The 24,525-nt window shown below is 56.8% G+C and carries 18 protein-coding genes and 1 tRNA gene; 10 read left to right on the top strand and 9 right to left on the bottom strand.

The genetic code is table 11. From position 1 onward, the window contains the following. Window positions 1–11 precede the first annotated feature (11 nt). The gene (selA, locus tag B5F76_RS04250; protein ID WP_087351618.1) at window positions 12–1,466 is read right to left on the bottom strand and encodes an L-seryl-tRNA(Sec) selenium transferase; all 1,455 of its coding nucleotides are present in this window, start codon (window positions 1,464–1,466) and stop codon (window positions 12–14) included. Between the two features lie 19 nt (window positions 1,467–1,485). Continuing rightward, complete coding sequence (locus B5F76_RS04255) at window positions 1,486–2,796, bottom strand: bifunctional folylpolyglutamate synthase/dihydrofolate synthase (protein ID WP_144268383.1); 1,311 nt, start codon at window positions 2,794–2,796, stop codon at window positions 1,486–1,488. A gap of 191 nt (window positions 2,797–2,987) precedes the next feature. Here B5F76_RS04255 and B5F76_RS04260 point away from each other — a divergent pair. Further along, a tRNA-Arg gene (locus tag B5F76_RS04260) sits at window positions 2,988–3,064 on the top strand. Window positions 3,065–3,190: 126 nt separating this feature from the next. Here B5F76_RS04260 and B5F76_RS04265 read toward each other — a convergent pair. Together B5F76_RS04265 and B5F76_RS04270 are read right to left on the bottom strand one after the other, a co-directional pair. After that, window positions 3,191–4,081: a DMT family transporter gene (locus tag B5F76_RS04265; protein ID WP_087351624.1), complete on the bottom strand. Its 891-nt coding sequence runs from the start codon at window positions 4,079–4,081 to the stop codon at window positions 3,191–3,193. Window positions 4,082–4,093: 12 nt separating this feature from the next. Further along, complete coding sequence (locus B5F76_RS04270) at window positions 4,094–4,765, bottom strand: B3/B4 domain-containing protein (protein WP_087351627.1); 672 nt, start codon at window positions 4,763–4,765, stop codon at window positions 4,094–4,096. Between B5F76_RS04270 and B5F76_RS04275 the strand changes: the two genes are divergently transcribed. The 4 genes from B5F76_RS04275 (at window position 4,764) to B5F76_RS04290 (ending at window position 10,063) form a co-directional block, all read left to right on the top strand. After that, window positions 4,764–5,093, top strand: coding sequence for a hypothetical protein (locus tag B5F76_RS04275; protein WP_087351630.1), 330 nt, complete (start codon window positions 4,764–4,766; stop codon window positions 5,091–5,093). The genes B5F76_RS04270 and B5F76_RS04275 overlap by 2 nt on opposite strands. 55 nt (window positions 5,094–5,148) lie before the next feature. Then, on the top strand, window positions 5,149–5,538 hold the full coding sequence (locus B5F76_RS04280) for a MucR family transcriptional regulator (protein WP_342633802.1): 390 nt from the start codon (window positions 5,149–5,151) through the stop codon (window positions 5,536–5,538). 553 nt (window positions 5,539–6,091) lie between these two features. After that, window positions 6,092–8,419, top strand: coding sequence for a ferrous iron transport protein B (feoB, locus tag B5F76_RS04285; protein ID WP_087351679.1), 2,328 nt, complete (start codon window positions 6,092–6,094; stop codon window positions 8,417–8,419). A 96-nt stretch (window positions 8,420–8,515) separates the two neighbouring features. Beyond that, on the top strand, window positions 8,516–10,063 hold the full coding sequence (locus tag B5F76_RS04290; RefSeq protein WP_087351681.1) for an outer membrane homotrimeric porin: 1,548 nt from the start codon (window positions 8,516–8,518) through the stop codon (window positions 10,061–10,063). A 170-nt stretch (window positions 10,064–10,233) separates the two neighbouring features. Here the strand turns inward: B5F76_RS04290 and B5F76_RS04295 are convergent, their stop codons facing one another. Continuing rightward, complete coding sequence (locus tag B5F76_RS04295) at window positions 10,234–10,581, bottom strand: HU family DNA-binding protein (RefSeq protein ID WP_087351633.1); 348 nt, start codon at window positions 10,579–10,581, stop codon at window positions 10,234–10,236. A gap of 458 nt (window positions 10,582–11,039) precedes the next feature. On the opposite strand from B5F76_RS04295, the gene B5F76_RS04300 reads away from it, so the two are divergent. After that, entirely contained in the window at window positions 11,040–11,411 is a 372-nt protein-coding gene (locus tag B5F76_RS04300) for a YgiW/YdeI family stress tolerance OB fold protein (RefSeq protein WP_162608677.1), read from the top strand. 135 nt (window positions 11,412–11,546) lie between these two features. Here B5F76_RS04300 and B5F76_RS04305 read toward each other — a convergent pair whose 3' ends face one another. Beyond that, entirely contained in the window at window positions 11,547–12,716 is a 1,170-nt protein-coding gene (locus B5F76_RS04305; protein ID WP_087351637.1) for an ankyrin repeat domain-containing protein, read from the bottom strand. 242 nt (window positions 12,717–12,958) lie between these two features. Between B5F76_RS04305 and B5F76_RS04310 the strand changes: the two genes are divergently transcribed. After that, a complete protein-coding gene (locus B5F76_RS04310) occupies window positions 12,959–13,438 on the top strand; it encodes a lipopolysaccharide assembly protein LapA domain-containing protein (RefSeq protein ID WP_087351639.1) in 480 nt (159 codons plus the stop codon). A gap of 159 nt (window positions 13,439–13,597) precedes the next feature. Next, the gene (locus B5F76_RS04315) at window positions 13,598–14,578 is read left to right on the top strand and encodes a DMT family transporter (protein ID WP_144268385.1); all 981 of its coding nucleotides are present in this window, start codon (window positions 13,598–13,600) and stop codon (window positions 14,576–14,578) included. Between the two features lie 118 nt (window positions 14,579–14,696). Here B5F76_RS04315 and B5F76_RS04320 read toward each other — a convergent pair whose 3' ends face one another. Together B5F76_RS04320 and B5F76_RS04330 are read right to left on the bottom strand one after the other, a co-directional pair. Continuing rightward, entirely contained in the window at window positions 14,697–15,104 is a 408-nt protein-coding gene (locus B5F76_RS04320) for a hypothetical protein (protein ID WP_087351644.1), read from the bottom strand. Between the two features lie 973 nt (window positions 15,105–16,077). After that, window positions 16,078–17,976 (bottom strand): DEAD/DEAH box helicase, encoded by a 1,899-nt coding sequence (locus B5F76_RS04330; protein ID WP_162608678.1) that lies wholly within the window; start codon window positions 17,974–17,976, stop codon window positions 16,078–16,080. Window positions 17,977–18,229: 253 nt separating this feature from the next. On the opposite strand from B5F76_RS04330, the gene B5F76_RS04335 reads away from it, so the two are divergent. Further along, on the top strand, window positions 18,230–18,523 hold the full coding sequence (locus B5F76_RS04335) for a hypothetical protein (RefSeq protein WP_087351648.1): 294 nt from the start codon (window positions 18,230–18,232) through the stop codon (window positions 18,521–18,523). Between the two features lie 693 nt (window positions 18,524–19,216). Here B5F76_RS04335 and B5F76_RS04345 read toward each other — a convergent pair. Beyond that, window positions 19,217–23,449, bottom strand: coding sequence for an acyl-CoA dehydratase activase-related protein (locus B5F76_RS04345; RefSeq protein ID WP_087351650.1), 4,233 nt, complete (start codon window positions 23,447–23,449; stop codon window positions 19,217–19,219). Between the two features lie 410 nt (window positions 23,450–23,859). Here B5F76_RS04345 and B5F76_RS04350 point away from each other — a divergent pair, with 410 nt between their 5' ends. Continuing rightward, window positions 23,860–24,480 (top strand): TetR/AcrR family transcriptional regulator, encoded by a 621-nt coding sequence (locus B5F76_RS04350; RefSeq protein ID WP_162608679.1) that lies wholly within the window; start codon window positions 23,860–23,862, stop codon window positions 24,478–24,480. The last annotated feature ends 45 nt before the right edge of the window (window positions 24,481–24,525 follow it).

The following is a 24,525-nucleotide window of genomic DNA, read 5'->3' on the forward strand; positions in this document are numbered from 1 at the left end:
GTGTGTCCTGTTTATCCTGCAATGTCTTTGTGGGGATCGCACAAGGCCCTCTCCACAAGGTGGGTAATGGTTGCAAAATCCTCGTCCTCGAGGGTGCGCGCGTCAAGCAGGAAGGCATTGTCCTCTATCCTGCCTATGAGGATTGGGCGCATGCAAAGGAAGCGCTTGCGCATGTCCTCAGGCGTTCCTTCCTTCGGATGAATGGCGCACAAAACCGTGGGCAGGGGGTATTCCGGAAAGGCACCTCCCCCGCAGCGCGAGTTCCCGTCTACAAGGCTAACCTCGCAGGCATCCCCTGCATGTTCGCGCAAAAGCTCTGCAAGCCTTTGCGCCCTTGCGCCAATCTCGTCCCTGGAAGCAAGGATGCGGGCAACTGTGGGCACAGTCTTTCTTGCCCGTTCCGGGTCAAGATAGAGGCGCAGCGTTGCCTCGAGGGCTGCGTAGCAGAGCTTGTCGCAGCGCAGGGCGCGCAGGAGCGGGTTTTGGCGAAGCCTTGCCACAAGATCGTTTTTTCCGACAATGAGCCCTGCCTGGGGGCCGCCCAAAAGCTTGTCCCCGGAAAAGAGCACAAGGTCGCTTCCCTTTGCCACCGCCTCCTGTACCGTGGGCTCTCCGGGAAGGCCGGCCGCAACAAAGTCCGTGAGCGAGCCTGAGCCAAGGTCGTTGACAAGGATGAGACCGTGCTCGTGGGCAAGATTTGCCAGCTCCTCTGTGCCTACTGCCTTGTGGAAGCCGATGACGCGGAAGTTGGAGGTGTGGACGCGCACAATGGCGGCTGTTTCTTCGCCAATGGCAGCCGCATAGTCCTTCAGATGGGTCCTGTTGGTTGTGCCTACCTCGCGAAGGTGCACACCAGTAGCACTCATGACGTCGGGAATGCGGAAGGAGCCGCCTATTTCCACGAGCTCCCCGCGGGAGATGACAGCCTCCCTGCCCTTGCAGAAGGTGTCCATGACAAGGAGCACTGCCGCAGCGTTGTTGTTGACAACAAGGGCGTCCTCGGCACCGGTCAGGGTGCGCAAAAGATGTGTCAAAAGGCTGTTTCTGCTGCCGCGGCCACCCGTTTGCGTATCGAGCTCAAGATTTGTGTAGTTTGATGCTGCAAGCTCAAGAGCCTGCCTTGCCTCTGGAGCCAGGGTGGAGCGTCCGGAGTTCGTGTGTATGACAACACCTGTTGCGTTGATCACCTTCTGCAGCCTTGGGGCAATGTAGCGAGCCACATGGCGGATTAGGTGGGAAAGCCTAGTCTCAAGGGACAAAAAGGCGGGATCCGTGACCAGCCCCTTTCGCAAGCGCAGGCGCATATTGTCCCAGTAGGCGGATACGGCTTCCCGCAAAAGGGCATGGGGTGCGTCCAAAATGGCTTTGGCGTCTTCGTCCTGCCTGCCGTCCAGGGCCCTTGCCAGGGCATCGAGGCTCTTGTCCATGGAAGGGATGGCGCGAAAGAGGGTGGATGGATCGGGCATGGTGGTCTCCGTATGTGGGCTAGGCTTGGGCTGGCGCTTTCAGGGTGTCGGGCCAGACAGCAAAGAAGTCCCCAAGAAGATAGAGCGAGCCTGTCACAAGTACAGGGGCCGAGTCCGGAAAATGTTGCGGAGCTTCCTGGTATTTTCTGGCAAGGCTTGCAAGGCATGTTTTGGGGTCCGGGTAGGTCGTGACCTTTGTGACGCCCAGGGAGGCGAGATGGGCTTGCACTGTTTCGGGCTTTTCCGCGCGCTCGCCTGAAAGCATTGGGATATGCCAGGGAAGGTGTGCCAGCAAGGGGGCAAGCAGGGCAAGAACGCATTTCCAGTCCTTGTCTGCAAGGCAGGAAAAAACCACGCAAGCTGGCATGGGAACCCTCCCTTCCTTGAGAGCCTTTGCAAGGGTAGCCATGCCGTGGGGATTGTGGGCCCCGTCCAGCAAAAAGGCAGGCCTTGGTCCTTGCCAGTCACTTTGCCCATCACTTTCCTTCATTGCTTTCACAAGCTGCAGGCGACCAGGGATAAAGGCCCTGGCAAGGCCCCTTGCAATGGCCACCTCGTCGGGAACAAGGGAGAGTTTTTTGGCAATCTCCCTAAAGGCAGCAAGGGCTGTTGCCGCGTTTTCCAGCTGATGCGCTCCGGCAAGACCAGGGCAAAGGTGCTCCGGCAGGGGAGACGCTTTGGTCAGGGGTGCTGCAAAGGATCTTGCACGCTTTTGAATGACCTCCATGGCCTCGGGCACCTGGCTTGCCGTGATGACAGGTGCGCCTGAGCGTATGGCATGGGATTTTTCCAAGGCAATTTCCGCAATGGTGGAGCCCAGGATGCGCACATGATCGAGGGCAATGGGTGTCAGGACAACGCAGTCTGCGGCTGTGGCCGTAGTTGCGTCGTACTTCGCCCCAAGGCCTGCCTCGAGAATGGCGCAAGCAACGTTATTTTGCGCGAAAAGCTCAAGGCCAATGACAGTCACAAGCTCGAAGTAGGTGAGGTCCGGACAGATGGAAAGGGCCCTGTTGGCAGGTTCTACCCAGTCCTCAAGGCTTGTCCATTTCCCGTCAATCTGTACACGTTCCGCAGGCGTGTAGAAGTGTGGGGAGGTGTAGAGGCCTGTTGCCACCCTGTGTTCGCGTAAAATGCAAGCCAGAAAGGTGGCAGTCGAGCCCTTGCCGTTTGTGCCGCAGACCTGGATGGTGAAATAGGGGGGGCTTGCGAGCCCCATTTCCTTAAGGACCCTGTCCATGCGTTCAAGGCCAAGGTCCATGTGAAAGAAGTTGAGCCTGTCGAGATAGGCCAGAAGATCGTCAACTGAAGCAAGATATGTTTGTGCCATGGTGTTATTGATGAAAGCTGTTTTGATGGAAGCGGGAGAAAATATGGTGCAGCGCGGGTGTGGAGGCAGATGGGAGTGAACATCAAGAGCAGTCTTTGTCCTTGCCACCTGCAAGGCCAGACCCTTCGGGCAAAAGAAAAATCTTGACAGAGGGACCGTTTTGCTAGAAGTAAGCCTTTGTTGCCGCCTGTGGGCTCGTAGCTCAGTTGGACAGAGCAGGAGCCTTCTAAGCTCTTGGTCGGGGGTTCGAATCCCTCCGGGCCCACCATTTATCCCCAAGCGGCATATGTCTGCTCCCACCGGGAGCATTTTTTTTGCAAGAGAGGCCTCGCCCGGGTGTTTTTTCGGACGAGGCTTTTTTCATGCCCCGCAAGATGCAGGGAAGAACCCCAGGCTATGTCCTGCACTTCTTTTCCAGGGTGAGCAAAAAGACTGCGCCCATGATGAGCGCGCACCCGCCCCAGCCTATGGCCCTGAAGTTTTCGTCAAAGAAGAGCCAGACCCAGAGGGTGCCGAGTACCGGCTCTATGTTGCCCACCACTGCGGACTGCACCTGGGTGATGCATTTGAGGCTCAGGGCCAGGAAAATGTAGGCCAAAAAGTTTGTCGAGACGCTCATGAGTCCGAGCAGTCCCCAGACCTCTGCGCTCTTTCCCAGATCCAGGGGGAAGATGAAGGGCAAAAGGACAAGGGCGCTGCCAAGGAAGGCGTAGGAATAGATGGTCTGGGCCTTGTATTTTTGCACAAAGTAGAAGGTGAAGGGAAAGTAGGCCGCGTAGCCAAAGCCCGAGGCAAGGCCGCAGAGTATGCCTGCCCAGGAAAAGACGCCGCTGTGGCTTCCTCCCGAAAGGCTCACAAGGACTACGCCAGCAAGGGCAATGGCAATGGCAAGAAGCTTTGTGCGCGAGATGGCCTCGTGAAAGAGCACGCGGGAAAGGACAGCCACCCAGGCAGGAGCCGTGTAGAGAAGGACTACGGCAGTGGCGCCACCGCTCATTTCTATGGAAAGCTGAAAGGCGCCAAACATGAGGGCGCCCAGCAGGCCGCCAAAGAAGAGTATCCTGACACCATCCCTGAAGGGAACTTTCAGGCACCCCTTGACGAGAGAGTAGGCCACAAAGCACGCGCCGCCAAAGAGCGAGCGCCAGAAGGCCGTTTCCAGGGGCGAGGTGTGAAGCTCGAAGAGCAGGCGGGAAAAGGGGGTGATGAGCGACCAGAGTGCTGCCGCAAGAGCTGCGTAGAAAAAGCCCAGCACAAGGGTCCTTTGCGAGATGGGAGCTGGCATGGCAGTTATGGATCAGATGATGGTGGTATAGAGAATTCTTGCCCCGGCAAGCCTTGCAAAGAGAGCTCCTGCCTTTTCAAGGAGAGGTGCGAGAGAGTCTTTTCCGCAAAACGCGTAGACAACAAGGAGGGCCCTTCTTGTGTCCTGGGTCACCATGGTGCGGTTGCTGTCGCTCACAGGGCTTCCGAAGGGGCCTGCATCGTCCGAGAGCAGGGGCATGTTTTGCAAGGGCAGGCTGCCCTTGCCAAGGCCCTGATAGGTTTCCCCCTCAAGGCCAAGCCTCAAGACAACGTTTCCGGCAATGGCGGCTGCGTCGTAAATCCCGCAGGAATGACCGCACTGGAGGGAGAGGACGTTGTTTGTATCGACCAGGGAGTTGATGCGATAGATGTCCTTGCCCTGGCGCAATCTGCGGTAAAGAGCCTCAGAGGAGACGCGATAGCGGCCGGGGTCGGTGCCAAAGGCCTTGAAGGCGGATCTGGCCTCCCCGATGCCTGGCATTTGCGCAAGGGGAATGGTGGAAAGATCCTTCCGCAATTGGGGCCCAGTCTTCCGTTCAAATTCCTCCCAGATGGAGGAAGTGTCTGCAAATACCCTTGCCTCAAGGCCCATAAGCCCCAGGGCCGTGTTGGGCCAAAGAGTTGCAAGGGCTGGATCAATGACAAGGGAAGGAAAGTTCTCCATGCGTGCCTCCAAAAGCCTTCGGGAGATTGTCCGAAGGCGGGAAGGGCAAGATAGCCAAAAAAGGTTGTGCCCTCAAGAAAGGCAAAAGGACTGTACAAGCACTGCCCTGAGCCATGCTTTGGGGAGCATGCTCTATTGTTTCACTAAACATGGGAGAGATTTCACTGCCACAACTGAAGGGGCAAAAAAGGCTTTGAAGGGGGAAGCAGAGCATGCCAATAGCGAGGTTTGGGGAAGCTTTTGGCTTTTTGTTTGCAAGAAATACAAGCAATGGACTTCACATGGGGAAAAAGTGAAAGTTTGGCTGGACAAGAGAACAAAACAATGATTATATAAGGTATCAAAACAGCCATTATTTCAGTTTTTTCAGGGAGGGAATCAACGTGGCGAACACGGACATCATGCAACAGGCCATTGAAATTGCTCGTGCACAAGCAGGCGTGCGCCCCATGACTGCAGCAGAAATTGCATCCTATGTCAGCGAGCTGGTGCAGACGCTTGGAAACGTCATGAACCCCGAGGAGGCAAAGCCCAGCCCTGCAGTGGATCCCAAAAGCTCCATTGGCGAAAGCTACGTAACCTGCCTTGAGTGTGGCAAGAAATACAAGGTAATCGGCAACCGTCACCTCAAGAGCCACGGCCTCACCACTGAAAGCTACAAGGAAAAGTGGGGTCTGAAGAAGGACGTGTCCCTTGCCGCCAAATCCTTGGTGCGCACGCGCCGCAAGAAGATGCTGGACATGCGTCTGTGGGAGCGCAAGCAGGGAGCCTAGGCAAGCTGCATTTCCCACATGCGGGGCGTTGCCTTGCAATGATCCTGCCCGCACCTGAAAGTACAAGCCCCTCGCGTGATCATGTATGGACCACGAGGGGCTTTTTGTTGCCCTGCCAGTATCTGATGGACAGGGAAGAGCCACCATCCTGTCACGGGCCGCCTTCGATCAGAGTACAGAAAATCCCTTTGGCAAAAAAAAGTTTTTTGCGCGAGTCCCGGGATATTTGCGCCAAAAAAGAGAAAAAGCTTTGTGACAAAATTCAAAAAATTTAACCCATTACGGTTGACAATGAAAATGAAGTTCAATTACAAGAGCGCTACAAAATTTGTCATCCGGCTGGTCCCTGGCAATCGAGCCCTGATGTTGTGAGCTTTGGGGTGCGCAAAAGGACAATGTCCTGTGGTGCACCTTTTGTTGTCCGAAAAGGGTTTGTCTGGATGAAAACGACATTAAAATTCCTTTTTTCGGCTCGTGGGAAAGGACGAAATAAAGGATGATTTTGGGAGGAGTTATGGCAACTGAATGCTGCTGCAGTCAGGAAAACAAAGCCATGGAAGCAGAAAACGAGGTAACCAGGAATTCTGTTTCCAGCAAGAGTGAGCTGCGTATCGCTCTTGCCGGCAATCCGAACTGCGGCAAGACAACGCTGTTCAACACCTACACGGGTGCCCGTCAGCATGTGGGCAACTACCCTGGTGTGACTGTTGATCGCAAGGAAGGCAATGTTCATGTGGGGGGCAAGCCAGTCACCATCGTGGACATCCCCGGAACCTATTCCCTGACAGCCTATTCGCAGGAAGAGCTGGTTGCCAGAAGCGAACTTTCCTTTGGCATGGTGGACGCGGTCATCGACATCGCCGATGCCTCTGCCTTGAAGCGCAGCATGCTTTTGACTGTGCAGATCATGGAAATGGGCATGCCCGTCGTTCTTGCCTGCAACATGATGGACGAGGCCAGAAAGGCTGGCGTGCACATCGACATGAAGCGCCTGTCCCAGCATCTGGAAGGCACCCCCTGCATGCCGCTCGTTGCCCGCAGCGGCGAGGGCGCCCAGGAAATCCTGCGCAAGGCAGTGGCTCTGGGTGAAAAGGGGCGCATGGAGCCTTTGCGCATCAGCTACGGACCCGAGATCGATCCCGTCCTTGGTCCCCTGGAAGAGCGCCTTGCCAGGGAAAAGGCTCTGACCAACCTCTATCATCCCCACTGGACCGCCATAAAGCTTATCGAAGGCGACCAGGAGGTCATCAAGACCTTCCGCGAAACCCATGGGGACATAGCTGACGAAATTCTCGAAATCTGCGCGGAGACGGAAAAGCGCGTGCGCGAAGTGCGCCATGCCTCCTGCGAGTCCGTGATTACGGACGCCCGCTACGGCTACATCAACGGCCTTCTGAAGGACGTGGTAAAGCAGGATCCCGGCAAGGATCGCCTGGCCCTCTCCGACAAGCTGGACAAGGTTCTGACCAACGTCTTCCTTGGTCCCATCATCATGATTGCCGTGCTCTACGCCATGTTCTACATAACCATAGAATATGGCGCCTATCCCCAGGGCTGGGTCGAAGAATTCTTTGGCTGGCTGGGCGGCATAGTCGACGGTGCCATGGAAGATGGTGCTCTGAAGTCCCTCATTGTTGACGGCATCATCGGCGGTGTCGGCGGCGTTATCAGCTTTGTGCCGCTTATCGCCATCATGTTCGCCCTCATAGCCTTCATCGAGGACAGCGGCTACATGGCCCGCATCTCCTACATGATGGACCGCATCTTCCGTATGTTCGGCCTGCACGGCGCCTCTGTCATGCCCTACATCATCGCCGGCGGCATTGCGGGCGGTTGCGCCATCCCCGGAGCCATGGCTACCAGAACCCTGCGCAGCCCCAAGGAAAAGCTGGCAACCCTGCTGACCCTGCCCTACATGGCCTGCGGCGCAAAGGTTCCGGTCTTCTTGCTCCTCATTGCAGCCTTCTTCCCCGAAAATCCGGCCTTCGCCTTCTTCATGGTTCTTGTGGCCGGCTGGCTCTCCGCTCTCTTTGTGGCCCTTCTTCTGCGCCACACCATCATCAAGGGCGACTCCACTCCCTTCGTCATGGAGCTGCCCCCCTACCGCCTGCCCACCATTTTCGCCATCCTGCTCCACATGTGGGAGCGTACCTGGATGTATCTGAAAAAGGCCGGTACCGTTATCCTTGCCATCTCCATCGTTGTCTGGGCAGCCCTGACCTATCCGTCCCTGCCCGATGACATGGCCAAGCCCTTCAACGACAAGATCGCCCAGATTGAGGAAACCATAGCCAGTGCCAAGGCCACCATCGAAAGCCTGGGCGGCACGGTTCCCGCAGAGGAAGAAGAGGGTGAAGAGGCTGCGGCTCCTGCAGCAGAAGCACAGTCTCCCGAGCTTGCAGCAGCCATTGCTGCCTACAAGGGAGCCGAGGAACAGCTGACCAACGCTCAGAACGAATTGGCAGAAGAAGAGCTCCGCTACACCTATGCTGGCCGTATCGGTACTGCCCTTGAGCCCTACACCCTCGTTGCCGGCTTTGGCTGGCGTACCAACATCGCCCTTGTGGCCGGCGTGGCAGCCAAGGAAGCCGTTGTATCTACCCTTGGTACAGCCTACTCCATGGGCGAACAGGATCCCGAGGACGCAGCTCCCCTTGGCGAGCGCATGAAGCAGGATCCCGGCTTTGACAAGGCCGCAGCGCTCTCCCTCATCCTCTTTGTGCTCATGTACTCCCCCTGCTTCGTGGCCCTTGTTGTCATAAAGTCCGAAGCCGGTAGCTGGGGATGGCTCATCTTCAGCATGGTCTTCAACACGGCCCTTGCCTTTACTGTGGCAACCATTGCCTACCATCTCGGCAAGAACTTCTTCTTTGCGGCATAACGCCTTGGGGGCGGGGTATTGGAAGCTGCCCGCCCCCTTGCAAACAAGGCGAAATTTCATCAATACACAGATTTTTCATTTTGGGGTTTCATAAAAATGAAAAAGTTAATGACTCTGATTCTGGCTGCCGGTCTCTTTTTTGCCGGAACAGTTCCTTCTGCAAACGCCATTGAATTCAAGGCCCAGGGCGAATGGCTGATGGGCTTTGGTGCTGGCGATGCAAGCATGATCAACAAAGCTCGTGAGAATCGTGCAACAAGCAAGAGCAAGTACAACAACGACGACAAGTTCAGCGCCATGCAGCGTGTGCGTCTGCAACTCGACGCAGTGGCCTCCGAGAACCTGTCCGGCACAGTGCTCTTCGAGCTGCTTGAATCTACCTGGGGTCAGGCCGAATCCGGCGGCGCCCTTGGTGCTGACGAAAAGATCGTGGGCGTGCTCAATGCCTACATCGACTGGGCAGTGCCGAACACGGATCTGAAGGTTCGCATGGGCCTTCAGCCCATCGAGATGCCCAACGTGGCCGGCGGTTCCAGCATCCTGAACACGGATGCCCTGGCTGCCGTGACCCTGAACTATCAGTTCAACGAGAACGTGGGCGCCACCCTCATGTGGGGCCGTCCCTACAATGACAACTATTCTGCCTGGGGTGCTGATCACAGCAACAACAAGAACAATTTCCTTGACAATGTTGATCTGATTGCCCTGTCCGTGCCGATCACCTTTGACGGCATTGAAGTGACCCCCTGGGTCATGTACGGCATCATCGGCCAGAATGCTGGTCGCTCCTATGAGTTAGACGGTGAAGATCCGGTATATACAGGATCGACTGATCTTTTCTCAGTAAATTCTGGCCTTGGTCATCCAATTGACTTCGAGCGCCGCCATGCCAATACCTCCGCCTTCTGGGCTGGCCTGCCCTTCAAGCTTTCCCTGTGGGATCCGCTGAACATCGAGGTTGACCTCAACTACGGCTACGTGCAAAGCGCTGGTCGCGGAGACATCAAACGTTCCGACGGTACTTGGAAGCGCATTGATTCCAAGCGTGAAGGCTGGCTGGCCAAGGCGTTGATCGAATACAAGATGGATTGGGGTACCCCCGGCATCTTTGGCTGGTATGCCTCTGGTGACGACAGCAATGTGAAGAACGGCTCAGAACGCCTGCCTGCCATCGAGGCCAAGGGCAACTTCACCTCCATGATGGGCGACGACAACTTCGGCTGGGCCTCCAACAGCTGCTTGTACGACAGCACCCTGAACTACGCTGGTACCTGGGGCATTGGCCTGCAGTTGAAGGAGATGAGCTTCCTTGAGGATCTGACCCACACATTCCGCGTTGCCTACTGGGGCGGCACCAACTCTCCCGAGATGGCAAAGTACGCCAATGATCCTACTGCCTGGAACAATCAGGGCGACTTCGCTATTTCCGATGGTCTCTATCTGACCAGGAACGATGGCCTGCTCGAATTCAACCTTATCAACTCCTACCAGATGTACGAGAATTTCGAGATCAATCTCGAACTCGGCTATATGGTGAACTTCTTCGATCAGGATACATGGAAGAAGGCCGGTCACGATACCTATGCGGCCTATGAAAAGCAGGACGCCTGGAAGGCCCAGCTCATCTTTGCCTACACCTTCTAGTCAAACTCTCTCCTAATCCGGCAAGAATCGTGTAGCTAGACTGTTTTCCTTCCTCATGACAAAGGGGATCTCCATATCGGGGATCCCCTTTTTGCATATGTTTTTTTGAGAGACAAAAAAAGAGCATGGAATGTTCCATGCTCTTTGCGACAATATGAATCTGGCAATCTTTAGGCGTCTGCTTCCGGCATCTGGTCGTTGAGCTGGGAGCGGAGCTTGCGGGAAAGCTTGAATGTGGCAACCACGCGTTCGGAAAGAGTCATCTTTTCGCCAGTCTTGGGGTTGCGGCCAGGACGCGGTTTCTTGAGTCTTGCCTCGAACTTGCCAAAGCTGGAGATGAGAACGGCTCCGTCTTCCACAAGGCCGCGCTTGAGCAGGGAGATCAGACCCTCAACGCCCCTCTTGGCCTCGTCAACCGTGAGCCCTGTGGCTTCCCTGACGTTGTCCACAATGTCCGCCTTGACCAGAGTGTGTCCGGTCTTGACCGGAATTGGTTTACGCCTGATTTTCTTAGTCATGCCAGCCCTCCTTCGTGCGTAGCAAGTAGCATGGTTGCAGTCTGCCCAAATTCCCAAAAAAGTCAAGTTCCCGGCAATATATACAAAAGGTTTGCCGCTCTTCTTTTGCGGAGAGGCAGGGGGAGGGCAGTTTTTCTCGTTTGGGCAACCCCTGTAGGATATGCACAAGAGGGCCTTCGGGAGTATGGTGAAGAGCAGGGTGAGCGAACGGAAAAGTTTTTTGGAAAAAAACTGTCTTGGGGCCCGACTCTTAACATTTTTTTCACGGCACCTGAGCCAGAGTGCGTCCATACAATGATTCGGAACAGTGAATGGAGCAGTGAAACAGGGCACCGCAAGGTTTTCTCAGCCCCATCAACAACAATTCTGGACCAACAGACAAGGCGCAAGCCATCAACATTTTCATCGCAAACCAGTACTTCAAAAAACAGCACTGCAAACCAATGAAGGAGTATTCCATGAAGACCATCGCCACCATCGCTCTCGCAGCCGGTATCGCCCTTTCCCCCGTTGTCGCCGAAGCAGCCTTCCAGGGCCCTGCAGCCACCCCGGATTCCGCAAACAACATGACAGTCAGCGATGTTCTCTCCTTGAAGCTCGACCGCGAACACGTGTGCATGACAGGCAACATTGTGAACAAGGTCATGACCGACCACGAAAAGTACACCTTTAAGGACGCAACCGGCAGTATGGTCATCGAGATCGAGGACAAGGTCTTTGCAGGCCAGGAAGTGACCCCCGAGACCAAGATTCGCATCTGCGGCGAAGTGGACACCGAAACCTTCAAGCCCAATGAATTCGACGCCGAAGGTCTGCAGATCCTGCGCTAGACATTCTGCCAGGGGCTGAAAGCCCAGGAAGTATCCCGGAAAAGGAAAGGCCCCCTTCAAGGGGGCCTTTGTTGTGCAAGATACGTGCAGAAAGGTTTTCGTTACGGAGCCGGAGCAGAAGGTGAAGAAGGCTATTTAGAAGGGATCGAATTGTGCGTCCATGTTGTCCCAGAACTCCTTTTTGCCAAGGTCAATGCCCATACTGTCTAAAAAGCGCAGGCTCTCCACACTGGAATAGGTTTTGCCATTGTGCCAGATGATCACGTCCCTGGCTGCGCTGTCGCCAGGCATGACAAAGCGATCGTCCACAAAGCCGAAGGGAAAGCAGATGGATGTTCCGTCGCTTTTGAGGCGTCCAAGGAAGATGACCTTGATGTTGCAGTAGTTGGGGTATTCGCGCACGAAAAGATGCTGATCAAGAAGACCCCAGGCCGTGTTGGTACAAAGGCCTTCGAGCAGGCTTTCCAGGGTTTTTAGGGAACCGTCCTTCATGGGTACGGCAAAGTTCTGGGCCAGAGAGACCACATAGCGCTCAAGAACGTCCCGTTTTTTCTCGAGCAGGTTTTCCAGCTGTTCGTAGCGTGCCCCGTGATCCAGCAAGGTGTAGATGAAGCCGGGGTAGTTGCTGGTTTTGCTGATGTGCTTTATGGCTGTGGGCGTCACATGCATGGGATTCCAGGTGTGCAGCCAGGCGGAAAAGGCAACCAGCATGGGTGTTTGCCCATTGTTCATGGCGGCATTGGGATCTGCCTTGGCGTGCAGAAGGTAGCGTGCCGTATCCGTATTGCCCACAAGTGCTGCAAAATGCAGAAGAGTGACACCCTGCAGGTATTCGCTCTGGTGGCCGTCGCTTGTGAAAAGCCCAAGGAGCCTGCGCCTCAAGGCACTGCCAAGCTCGCTTGTGTCCTGCCCGGGGCCCGGGAGGGCGCCCAGGGTGAATTTTGCCTGGACCGAGAGGCCTGCCTGTTTCAAAAGATAGTCCAGAATGCCCGAATCCGTGTGCACGGCCGCAAGCCACAGGCATTCTTCCGTGAGCTCAGCGCCCTCGTTGATGGCTGCCTGTATTTCCCTGCTGCTGGATCTGCGTATGGCCTCGTGCAGCCATCTTGTGGCATCTGTCACGATCTGTACGCTGTCTGTGCCCCTGTTTTCTGTTGGCTGTTGCGTCTTCACCTCTTCAAAGGGCAGATCCGCATCCCTTGGGCCAGCCGCAAAGCTTCCGTCCGCAGCAAAAGTGCACTGCAGGAAAGAGAGCAAGAAAAGAAGAGACAAAAGTGGCAGAAGATATGCTTTCGGTATGGACATGTGCCTTCCTGTTGTTTGCGATGGATACATTTTTCATAGCGCAGATACAGGGCAAGGAAAAGGGAAATGCCTTGATCCTGCCCGGATTGGCCCAATAGTGCGAAGGAGAGGCCCCTTGTCCCATATTTCATGCAAGAGTCGGGCCATGGCAATTTGTTGCATAATGTCCTTCCCTGTGCTCTAATGGGCCAGCAAAATTTTTGGGGCCAAGGCCCCAACCCGCTTTGGATGAGGGGAGAGTTATGCAGTATATCAAAGCACTGGCTATGGTGGTGTTCTTCTTCCTGGCCATGGTGTTCCTGTGCCAGAACCAGGTGCCGCTTTCCAAGGACGTTGCCCTGCAGCTGAATCTCATGCTTGTGCCGTCCACTTCCACCGTGACCCTGCCGTTTTACTTTGTTGTCATCGCGGCCTTTTTGCTTGGCATCGTATGCTGTTTCCTGCTCCTCATGTGGGACAGGGTCCGCATGAGTGCCAGGGCAGTGCGCGCGCAGTGGCGTGTACGCTCCATGCAGAGCGAACAGCTGCAGATGATCAGTCAGCTCCGTCAGCTTGCCCACTCGCCAGTGGAAGAGCGCCCGGCACTGCTTGAGAAATTCAGGTCCGGCTACGAGGCCCGCAAGAAGGCCTTCGAGGAAGAGCGCAAGAAGAAGAAGGAGCTGGACATCAAGCAGCTGACCATTGATGCAACAGCCAGCCCCACGCCCACAACAAATGCCTAGGGACAATACCCGGGAACTGAAAAAATTCTTGCAAGCTTTTGCAATTTGACACAAGAAGGCCTGAGAAATCGGGCCTTTTCTTTCCTGTACGAAAAACAGCCTCTCCGGCAAAATCCTGCAAGGCTTGTTGCCGGCAACCTCCAAGCTCTCCATATAACTATGAAGGCAACCAACACTCCTCCCACCCATGTCGTTCTCTTCGTGCTTTTCATGGTCTACATCTCCTGGGGCACGGTCTATCTTGGCAACAAGCTGAGCCTGGAAGTGGCAGGCCCCTTTGTTGTCTGCGGCGTGCGCAACATTCTGGCAGGCATGCTCATGCTGGCCTGTGCCAGACTGAGCAGAGGCTCCTGGCGCAGGATTTCGCCCAGAGACTGGGGTATGCACTCCCTGTTGGCTGTTTTGCTTGTGGTGGCCTCGGGTGGTCTGCTTGTTCTCGGTCAGACCATGGTCACCTCTGTGGCCACGGCTGTCATCATGAGCTCGACGCCCATCTTCATGCTTATTGGTGCCTTTCTCTTTGCAGGAGAAAAGCCCCCGAACCTTCCGCAGTGCATAGGCATGATCACGGGCGCCTGCGGCGTCATCTTTCTGTCCTGGCATGAGCAGAGCAGCGGAAGTGCCAGCATCTGGGGTGTGATCTCCCTTCTGGGCGCTGTCCTTGGCTGGGTTTCCGGCTCCCTCATCATGAAGAAGGTCCCGGTCACAAGGGAGCTGTCCATGCTGCAAAGCACTGGCCTCATCCTCTTTTTGGGCGGCGTTGAAAGCTTTCTTCTGGGACTTCTTCTGGGCGAGGCATCAACCTTCCATCCGGAAAACATCAACGCTGCCAATGCGGCAGCCTTTGCCTGGATGGTTGTGGGGGGCTCCTTCATTGCCTACTGGAGTTACTTGTGGCTCTTGGCCCACGTCGCGGTCTCCCTGGCAGTCTCCTACGAATATGTTGTGCCAGTCATAGGCATCTTCCTTGGCTGGGCCCTGGCAGGCGAGACAGTTACCACGAGCACCATTGCTGCCTGCTGCGTGACCATTGGCTCTGTCTTCCTTGTTGTGCGGCACAGGCACAGCTTCAGGGCCTACGTCCGCCACTATTTTGTGCGCAGGGCAAGCTCTGCTGCAAAAGGCAGGGGCCAGGCCTAGAGTACGAAAAAAGAGCGCTTCCTGCGGCAAGGGTCCAGTGTCCGAAAATGAAAGCCCTGTCTTCCTCAAGGGGAAGGCAGGGCTTTCATACAGTGTGCATGTGTGAGTATTTGCCCGATCAGAGGCCAAGCTTTTCACATGTTTTTCTGAAGGGCAGAACAACTGCGAGATCGCGGCTTTTGTCCTTCCTGGCAAACTCCGCCTCGCAGGAGGGGCAGAGCCATTTGTCCCTGTCCTTTTCGAGCAGAATGAGGCTTTTGTCTGCAGCGTGGCACATGGGGCAGAAGGGGCCGCACTGGCCCTTGTCCGTGTCCAGCATGAGCAGATTGTCCTGCATGCGCAGCCTGTGCTCCGGGTCGGCTCCAAGCAGATGCTCCAGAGTCTGCACGCGCAGCCCCAGGTGGCGGTTTTCCTCCATGAGGGTAAAATAGCCGGCCTGCAGAGCCAGCAAAAGATCCCTGGCCTGGTCTGTTTGTCCGCTTTTGAGCAGATCCTTGAGTTCTGTGAAGGCAGCATTGGAAATCATGGTGACGCGCTCGTTTATTCGTGTGAGTACATGTGGTGAGGAGAAAAGTGCAAAGACAGTTACAGTGACTGCCTTCTCAAACTTCTTTTCGACTATCCCCGGGGAAATCTTAAGTGCCTGAAAAAAGGTTTTCGAAAAGAAGAACCTCTCTTTCCCTTCCCAAGGCGGATTTGCTCCTCCGTCTCAGCCTCCACCTTATGCTCCTCCCTTCTCTCCCTGCCCTTTGTCCGCAGCGCGCATTTTGGCAAATATCCGTCTGCAACCCTCCAAGGCACAAAAAAAGGCCTGCCCGAGAAAGTCGGGCAGGCAAAATGTCCTAGCGTGGTCTTGGGCCGCCATGGCCGCCTGGACCACCCGGGCCACCGGGACCAGGTCTGCCATGGCCTCCGCTGGGCCTTGGCGCAGGACGCGGACCTCCGCCTGGTCTTGGCCCACCTGGTCTCGGACCACCGGGTCTTCCACCGGGACCAGGTCCTCCAGGCCTTGGTCCTGGCCTTGGACCTGGCCCAGGTCTTGGTCCTGGCCCAGGCCTTGGTCCTGGCCTTGGACCCGGGCCTGGTCTAGGTCCTGGGCCTCTGCGCGGTGGAGGCGGTGGTGGCCTTCTATGACGCGGCGGTGGTGGTGGAGGCGGAGGGCGATGGCCGCCGTAATAACCTGGCTGTGTACAGGCGCTCAAAAGGCTTGAGCCCGCAAGTGCACACAGCGCGAGAAGAAATCTGCGTCTGTCCATAGGATTTCTCCACAAGAGTTGCAAAAAAGCCATAGGCAAAGACAGGTACGAAACCCGGCTTTTGCCTTTCTTCGCATGTCTTTCTTCTAGCTGCTCCCATGGGTTCTGCCAAGAGCCCCAAATGCGCAAAAAATGGGGAAAAGGACGCGCAAGGCGCCATACTGGCCGCTTGGAAGGGATATGAGGGGTAGGCGAAATATTTTGCGTGCAAGAAGGGCAGGTTTCCTCATCCCCTCACATTCACTAGCCTTCCTTCTTGGCTGTCTTTCTCCCTGCGCCGGGTTTTTCCGCTTTTTGGGCTTTGTCCGTTTTCCCGGGTTTGGAAGGGTTCCAGATCACCTGGAGAAAACCGCCCATTGTCTGCTTTACGACCAGTTCTGGCGGGATGCGCACAAATGCCCAGCGGGCTACAATGCCAGCCTTGGTGCCAGGAAAGGTCCCCTGTCCGCACAGGGACCAAAACTCCCTTGTCTGTGTATGCGCCCACCATGTTGTGCGCGATTTGCGTCCCATGGCTCCCTCGGGATCGAGGATAACCTGCAACAGCCTTCTGCCATAGCCCGCAATCTGCAGGGTCAGATCGAATTTGAGCACCTGGGCTCCCTTGGCAGGCCCTGTGCGTATCTGCCAGGGCTGGGGAGAGCCGTAGGTCACAACAGTAGCTGTCACGGGCTTGCCCTGGTTGATAAGGCCCTGCCGTATTTCTGCGCGCTCCCTGGCAGCTTCTTCTTTCTGTGCCTTTTCCTCGGCTTTTAGGCGGGCGTCCTCCTGAAGGCGCTTTTGTCGCACGGCCTCGCCCTTGAGAGTCAGTTTTTCCAGGCGCGCAAGGTCGATTGCACGAAAGCTCTTGCCCTTTTCCTCAAAGTCGTAGAAGGGGGCCTGACACTGCGGGCAGCGCAGGACGGATACATCGGGAAGGATGCCCTCGCAGTAGGGGCAGCGCCTTGTCTCGTCGCCTTCCTCATCCTCGTTTCGGGAAGAGAAACCGGAAATGTCTCCCACAAGCTGTCCCCCAAGGCGTATGCGCGGGGCATTGGGGGAACCGTGTCTGTAGATGTTTCCGGACAGATCCAGCAACAGGCAGTCCGTCTTTCCTTCGGCTATCCTGAGTCCCCTGCCAACCATCTGCACGTAGAGGGCAGGAGAGAGGGTTGGCCTGCACATGAGAAGGCAGTCCGTCTGCGGACAGTCCCAGCCTTCGGTGAGCATGCCAACGGAACAGAGGACCTGCACCCTGCCATTGGCAAAGTCCTGAAGGACCTCAAGATTGGTCTGCTGGCCTGCCTTGCTGTCAATGGCGCAAGCCGCAAAGCCTGCCTCGCAAAAGCGCCGTGCAAGGGCCCTTGCGTGGGCTATGCTCACGCAAAAGACTGCTATGTGCCTGCGCTCCTTTGCGTGAGTCTCGATGGCCTTTACGGCACTGCCAAGGTGCAGGGGCTTTAACAGTGTCTCTTCCAGGGCGTCCTCGCGAAAGTCCCCCGATGCGCCTACTGGCAATTGCGCAAGGTCCTCGTCTGGCTTGCAGGCAAGGGCAGTGAGGGGGCAAAGCCAGCCCTGTTCCTGAAGATGGGCAATGGAGATGTGCACATCAAGGCTGTCCCACCATGTGACACTACCTTCCGAGGCTGCTGGGCCGTAGATATAGGTCTGCCCAAGGCGCCAGGGCGTTGCCGTGATGCCCACAATGCGGGCATTGGGACGCCTGGCTATGACTGCCTCGATGACGTCCCTGTAGAGCGAGCCCTGATCCTTCGGGGGCACACGGTGGCACTCGTCTATGATGACCATATCTATCCTTGGCAGATCGTCTAGGCGCCGCGCAAGTGTCTGGGGGGAGGCCACGATGATGAGGCTCTCCACATGTCCGGGTTTTTGCACAGAGGCGCACAGGCAGTCCACGTCAAAGTCCGCGTCCTCGAAGCTTGCCTGCATGCGCGTGAGCGCCTGGCGCACAAGTATGGCCTTGTGAGCCAGAAAAAGGCAGCGAAAGCCCCAGTTGTTCGTGTAGTACTGCATGAGGCTCGTTGCCATGACTGTCTTGCCCGCACCGGTCGCGGCCTGCAGGAGCAGAAACTGTTTTTTGCGGGCAAGGGCAGTGATGGTATCCACCGCCTGCTGTTGGTAGGGCCTTAAAGTATCCACCTGATTTTTCCTGTCTGAAAACAATGAGTTGCTTTTTTGCGCGCAGATTGTGAACAAAAGCGTGGCGTATGGCAAGCTGCAAAAAATATGCGTGCAATCGCAGGCTGTAACAAAAAGGTTGCAGATTTTTGGGGTGGGTGGTGTTTGACTTTTTTTTGAGGCAAAGGCTACTGTATTCGTAGGGAATGACAAACCCTGCACCGCGGCACAAGGAGTTTGTGTGCGACGGTGCTTTTGGGACAAGGAGAATGTCATGCTGGAACGCAGAGCGCTTTTGAGAGGTCTTTTCGCAGCTACGCTTGTGGCTGCCGGAACGGTGCTGACGGGTGGTGTGGCCCATGCCGCTCCAGGGGATCACGCAAGGCCTGACCCAGGCCCCAAGGGACATCAGTCAAAACCTGCCCAGCACAAGCCGGCTCCTGCAAGGCCGGCGCCTCGACCGCAAAAGCATGAGCCCCGTCCCCAGCCAAAGCCAAAGCCGCAGCCAAAGCCGGCTGTGCGCCAGCACGGCAAGCCCGACCCCGAACCGGGCCGCAGGCCCAGGTAGGCGGGGAAACTGTTCCCTAACAAACCCCAAGGAAAACAGACAAACCCATAACTCTGTCACTCGACAGGAGGGTCATCTATGATTTCCAGACGCAAGTTGCTCATTGGGCTTTTCGCAACCGGCGCAACCATGGCCGGAAGCCTCCTGGCAGGCGATGCCCACGCTGATCCGAGACATCGCCCCGGCCCCAGACCGGGACCGAGACCCGGCAGACCAGGACCCGGCCCCAGACCCGGACCTGGACCAAGACCAAGGCCCGGCAGACCAGGGCCCGGACCGAGACCGAGGCCCGGCAGACCAGGACCCGGGCCAAGACCAAGGCCAGGCAGACCCGGACCCAGGCCAGGCGGACCGCGGCCTGGAGGCCCCAGACCCGGACCGAGACCAGGTGGCCCGAGACCCGGACCAAGACCAGGTGGCCCGAGACCCGGTGGACCGCGGCCTGGAGGCCCCAGACCCGGACCGAGACCAGGTGGCCCGAGACCCGGACCAAGACCAGGTGGCCCGAGACCGCCCAGGCCTCCGAGATAGGTCGCAAGCCTTTTTGATACTCTGACAACAAGGCCGCATTTCCCTTTTGGGAGTGCGGCCTTTCGTTGTGGTTTTCGTCAGGGCAAAGGCAAAGGGGTACGGAGCAAATCCGTACCCCTTTGGACCTTGTTTTACTTGCACAAGGACGAATGTCTGTTAGCGCTACTGTCCAGGAGTCTGCGCCATGGACATAAAGAGCTTTATACGGTTCAAAAGGTTTGCCTCCGAGCTTCCGCCCTCGTAGTCCATGGCCATGAGGTTGGCGTCCGCGCACAGGCGCTTGATTTCCTTGAACACGCCGCGGCCAACCACGTGGTTTGGCAGACAGCCGAAGGGCTGCAGGCACAGAGCGTTGGTCGTTCCCTGGGAGATGAACTTCAAAAGTTCCGCGGACAAGAGCCACCCCTCGCCTGCCTGGTAGCCAGGGGAGATGAGCTTTCCTGCGCTGGCAAAGAGATCCTTGAACTTTGCCACCTGCGGGAAGGGAGAGCCTGCCAGGGCCCTGCGCAAGGCATTGCGCATGTGATCGAACTTCTGGATGAAGTACCAGCCAAGGAAGGCAGGCAGGGCCTGGCCGCCCAGCCTCTGCCAGCGGTAGATGGGATCCGAGAAGCAGTACAGGAAGAAATCCACCATATCCGCGAGAACCGGCTCGCCGCCTTCCTGTCTTGTGAGATCCGCGATGTGGCGGTTGGCATCAGGATGGTAGCAGAGCAGGATTTCGCCCACTATGCCCACTCTCGGACGCTTGTCCTTGTGCATGGGGATGCTTGCGAACTCCCTGGTCATGGCCTGCATGTCTGCGTCGAGATCGCGGCTTTTGCCAGCTGCGAAATCCCGGGTTATGGCGTCCACCCACTTTTTGATCAGGGTGTCCGTGTCTCCCTTGTTGATCTCGTAGGTGTAGGTGTGCTGCGAGAGCCTTTGCACCATATCGCCGTAGAGTATGGCCCTGAAGGTATTGTTGAAGAGATCGCGCGTGAAGGTGAAGCCAGGCTGGTAGGAACCGGTCTTGCTCCTGAGTGTCAGGGCAGGCACGTTGTCAAAGCCTGCCTCCTTCAGGGCGCGCTTCAAAAGGCCTGGGTAGTTGGTGGCTCTGCAGGGGCCGCAGGTCTGCGAGAGCAGAAGTGCAGAATGCTTCGGATCCACTGCGCCGCTTTGCAGGGCGTTGATAAGCTGGCCGATGACCACCTGGGCCGGATAGCAGGCGTCGTTGTTCACGTATCTGAGACCTGTCTCGATATCCTCGTTCGAGACAGTGGGCAGCACATGGAACTTGTAGCCAGCACCCCGAAAAACGCTTTCCGCAAAGGCAAAGTGCACTGGCGACATCTGCGGAGCTATGATGGTGTGGGTTGCCCGCATGTCCTTTGTGAACACAGGCGGGTTCAGAAGATAGGAATCTGCTTCCTGCTTCCTCTTCTTTCTGCGCTCCTTCCTGCGCTCCTCGATGGAGGCGAGCAGGGATCTTATGCGTATGCGGGCAGCACCAAGGGACGGGCCCTCGTCGATTTTGAGCAGGGTGTGCATCTTGCCTGCACGATGCAGGATTTCTGCCACCTGATCCGAGGTAACAGCGTCTATGCCGCAGCCAAAGGAGGTGAGCTGGACCAGTTCCAGATGCTCCATGGCTGCCACGACCCTGGCGGCCCGATAGAGCCTTGAGGGGAAGGTCCACTGATCCACGACGCGCAGGGGCGTTTCCTCGTCTGCATCCTCGAAGAGGGCAGCCATGCTGTCTTCGCTCAACACCGCAGCCCCAAGTGAGGTGATGAGGTTGGGGATGCCGTGGTGCACAAGCGGATCCACGTGGTAGGGGCGACCGCACAGGACAATGCCTATGCCGTCCTTTGCCTCCACCTCTGCCAGAATGCGCGAGGCCTCATCCCTGAGATCCTTTCTGTAGGCCGCCTGGGCCTCCATGGCCTTTTTTATGGCCTTTTTGACCTCCCTCTTCGGGATGTCGAATTCCTCGGCCAATGTCCTTGCCATGGAGGACATGTCCTCGGGATTCAGATAGGGGGTGTGCAGCTTGCTCTTGCCCTGCAAAAGCTCCTCTGTGTTGAGGCGCACAACCTCCGGGTAGCCGCAGACAACAGGGCAGCTGTAGCAGTCAAAGGCTTCCTTGCCTTCCATGCGCTCGCGGGGAATGCAGGGATAGAAGATGTGGGGAACCTTCTGTTCTATGAGGTAGTTCACATGCCCGTGGGCAAGCTTTGCCGGGAAGCACACTGTCTGCGAGGGCATGGAGGAGATGCCAAGGGAATAGATGGCCTTGGAGGAGACAGGCGAAAGCTCCACACGATAGCCTAAGGTCGTGAACAGCGTGAACCAGAAGGGGTAGCGCTCGTACATGTTGAGCACCCTGGGAATGCCAAGGCGCCCGCGGGGGGCCTGGCTTTCGGGCAGGGGCGTGTAGTCGAAGAGGCGCTTTTCCTTCCAGGTGTAGATGGACGGCATGACAGGCTTTGACTTGTCGCGGATCTCGCCGCCGCGCTCGCAGCGGTTTCCGGAAACAAGGCGCTGGCCGTTGGAAAAGGTGTTGATGGTCAGATGGCAGTGGTTGCCGCAGTGTCTGCAAAGCACAGCCTTCGACTTGAAGGAAAGGTTGCGCAGATCCTGGGCCGTGAGTGTGCAGGGGGCAAGGGTATCCTTGTGCTTCAAGCACATCAGGGCAATGCCGTAGGCTCCCATGTGGCCGGAAAGGCTTGGGCGCACCACCTCGCGCTCAAGCATGGTTTCCATGATGCGCAAGAGGGCGTCGTTCAGAAAGGATCCGCCCTGCACGAGCACGTGCGCGCCAAGATCCTCTGGCGAGCGCAGGCGCAAGACCTTGTAGAGTGCGTTGCGCACAACAGAGTAGCAAAGTCCTGCGGCAATGTCCGGGACGCTCGCCCCTTCCTTTTGAGCCTGCTTGACCTTGGAGTTCATGAACACCGTACAGCGGGAACCAAGGTCCACGGGGTGTTTGGCAAAGAGCGCTGCCTGCACGAAAGCCGGCATGGACATCCCAAGGCTTGTGGCAAAGGTCTGCAAGAATGCGCCGCAGCCGGAGGAGCAGGCCTCGTTGAGGCGCACGTCCGCAACAGCCCCGTCCTGCACTGCAAGGCACTTCATGTCCTGGCCGCCAATGTCTATGACATAGGTGCAGTCGGGTTCCATGAAGCAGGCTGCCTTCAAATGCGCCACTGTCTCCACTTCCGAAATCTGGGCGTTCAGGGCTGCCTTTGCGAGATTTGCACCATAGCCTGTTGTGCCTATGCCCCTAAGGTGTGCTGTTTTGGGAATGCGTTCGAGAAGATTTATGAGATAGGGGATGAGGGCCTTTAAAGGATCGCCGTCGTTGCGGTTGTAGGACTGGTCAAGGACTGTGCCCTTCTCGTCAATGAGCACGCTCTTGACCGTGGTGGAGCCAAGGTCAACACCAAGGAAGAGGTCGCCAGTGGCAGTTTCCAGCGGGGCCTGCAGTATGGCGTCCTTGGCGTGGCGGGCACGAAACTGCGCGTAGTCTGCCTCGTCGCGGAAAAGGGGCGGCAGTGCCTGGGTTATCTCCATCTTGTCGCGGGCCGATTCCAGGCGTTCCAGCAGGGTGGTCACTGGCAGGGGATCGCCACCTTCGGCCTGGGCCGAGAGGGCTGCGCCACGGGCCACCATGAACTGGCCTTCCGGGAAGGTCAGGGTCTGCTCCGGTGTCAGCTTCAGAGTCGCCACAAAGCGTTTCACAAGCTCCGGCAAAAAGTGCAGGGGTCCGCCAAGAAAGGCCACGTTTCCGCGTATGGGCTGGCCGCAGGCAAGGCCGCTGATGGTCTGCTCCACAACTGCCTGCAGAACGGAAATGGCAAGATCCTCGCGCGAAACACCCTCGTTCAGAAGGGAGACCATGTCCGTCTTGGCAAAGACGCCACAGCGCGAGGCTATGGGGTGTATGGTCTTGGCCCTTGAGGCCAGTTCGTTGAGGCCAAGAGTGTCCGTGTGCAGAAGGGTTGCCATCTGGTCTATGAAGGCGCCAGTGCCGCCTGCACAGGCCTCGTTCATGCGCAGATCTATGCTTCTGCCGAAATAGAGGATCTTGGCGTCCTCGCCGCCGAGCTCTATGGCAACATCGGTCTGGGGGGCCACCTTTGCGATAATGCGCGAGGAGGCAATGACCTCCTGGATAAAGGGGAGGCCCAGGATCGTTGCGAGGTTGAGGGCAGCCGAGCCTGTGACAGCTCCCTGGACTGTGAGGCCCGGGTAGAGTGTGTTCAGCTCTGTCAGTATGTCTGCCAGAGTCTGGCGCGAGGCAGAGCCATGGCGCTGATATTTTTGAAAGAGAACCTCGCCCTGGGCGTCGGTCAGGACAGCCTTGACCGTGATGGACCCAAGGTCGATTCCCAGAAAGTGTGGGGCGGGCATATATCCTTGCTCCATGGAGGGGGCAGCAATTGTGCCCCGGGGGAACTAGAGAAGTAAGTTTGTAGTGTGGAAACGCTTGCGCAAGAAAGGTCCTGCGTCCGCTTCCCTCAAATGGCTCATGGCTATCCGGAAGCGTCTCGTGCAGTCCTTGAAAAAGCCTTCTGATGAGTCTTGCTCAAGGATAGCACACAAGGGGGAGAAAGACAAAAAGCCGTTTTTGCAAACAAGCCAAAAAGGCAAGGGAAAGTATATACGCGGCCTGCCATTGAGGCAAGAAAACAATAGCCATTCGCATTTGTGGCATTTGCCCGACAGACATCGGACGCCCCGTTTTTGCAGGATTGGGATAGACGTTCTCTTTTGCACAGATGGGCAAAGAAGTGTATGGTCACGGACAAAGGAGTGGGGCCATGTCAAAGCTTAAAGATCGGATACTGGAAAGCGCCTGGGAGCTCTTCCGGGAAAAGGGCTACGAGAAGGTAAGCCTAAGGGCAATAGCCGAACATGCAGGCACTACGGTAGGCAATCTCACCTACCACTATCCCCAGAAGGAGGATCTGCTCCTTGCCATGCAGATTTCCACGCAAGGGGAGATTTTGGCCATAGTAGGCTCAGTGCCGGACACACCCGAGGGCATTCTGGAGGAACTCTATGTTCTGGCAGAACAGGTGGAGCAGAAGATGCTTGAGCGGGCCTTCTATTTCAACAGCCTCTTCCGCCTGGCAGAGGATCTTCCCTCTTTGCGCGACAATATGGAGCGCTCCCACGAGCTGTGCTACGCAATCTACGAAAAGCGCTTTGAGATCCTGCGAAAGAAAGGCTACATCCGCGAGGAGATCCCCGAGACAACCCTCCACAATCTTGTTACTGCCCTGATATTCTGCTTTTCAAGCTGGCTTGCCATGCGGGAAAAGTTCCACAGCCGCGCATCCTCCACGTCCATTGCAGCAGTAGTTCGCGATCTTCTTTTTTTGTGTTTTACGAAAAAGGGCAGGGACTATTGGGAAGAGCTCGCCAGAAAGTACGGATAGCAGGAAAATTTCCCTCGGACTGCAATACATTCCACAAAAGCAAGG

It is taken from the genome of Desulfovibrio sp. An276, from assembly GCF_002159665.1.
Taxonomy (GTDB): Bacteria; Desulfobacterota; Desulfovibrionia; order Desulfovibrionales; family Desulfovibrionaceae; genus Desulfovibrio; species Desulfovibrio faecigallinarum.

Coding starts and splice junctions, on each gene's coding strand:
- B5F76_RS04295 (WP_087351633.1), bottom strand. CDS start 10,581: ATGACTAAGAAAATCAGGCGTAAACCAATTCCGGTCAAGACCGGACAC.
- B5F76_RS04320 (WP_087351644.1), bottom strand. CDS start 15,104: ATGATTTCCAATGCTGCCTTCACAGAACTCAAGGATCTGCTCAAAAGC.
- B5F76_RS04300 (WP_162608677.1), top strand. CDS start 11,040: ATGAAGACCATCGCCACCATCGCTCTCGCAGCCGGTATCGCCCTTTCC.
- B5F76_RS04350 (WP_162608679.1), top strand. CDS start 23,860: ATGTCAAAGCTTAAAGATCGGATACTGGAAAGCGCCTGGGAGCTCTTC.
- B5F76_RS04305 (WP_087351637.1), bottom strand. CDS start 12,716: ATGTCCATACCGAAAGCATATCTTCTGCCACTTTTGTCTCTTCTTTTC.
- selA (WP_087351618.1), bottom strand. CDS start 1,466: ATGCCCGATCCATCCACCCTCTTTCGCGCCATCCCTTCCATGGACAAG.
- B5F76_RS04315 (WP_144268385.1), top strand. CDS start 13,598: ATGAAGGCAACCAACACTCCTCCCACCCATGTCGTTCTCTTCGTGCTT.
- B5F76_RS04275 (WP_087351630.1), top strand. CDS start 4,764: ATGCGTGCCTCCAAAAGCCTTCGGGAGATTGTCCGAAGGCGGGAAGGG.
- feoB (WP_087351679.1), top strand. CDS start 6,092: ATGGAAGCAGAAAACGAGGTAACCAGGAATTCTGTTTCCAGCAAGAGT.
- B5F76_RS04310 (WP_087351639.1), top strand. CDS start 12,959: ATGCAGTATATCAAAGCACTGGCTATGGTGGTGTTCTTCTTCCTGGCC.
- B5F76_RS04270 (WP_087351627.1), bottom strand. CDS start 4,765: ATGGAGAACTTTCCTTCCCTTGTCATTGATCCAGCCCTTGCAACTCTT.
- B5F76_RS04265 (WP_087351624.1), bottom strand. CDS start 4,081: ATGCCAGCTCCCATCTCGCAAAGGACCCTTGTGCTGGGCTTTTTCTAC.
- B5F76_RS04255 (WP_144268383.1), bottom strand. CDS start 2,796: ATGGCACAAACATATCTTGCTTCAGTTGACGATCTTCTGGCCTATCTC.
- B5F76_RS04335 (WP_087351648.1), top strand. CDS start 18,230: ATGCTGGAACGCAGAGCGCTTTTGAGAGGTCTTTTCGCAGCTACGCTT.
- B5F76_RS04290 (WP_087351681.1), top strand. CDS start 8,516: ATGAAAAAGTTAATGACTCTGATTCTGGCTGCCGGTCTCTTTTTTGCC.
- B5F76_RS04345 (WP_087351650.1), bottom strand. CDS start 23,449: ATGCCCGCCCCACACTTTCTGGGAATCGACCTTGGGTCCATCACGGTC.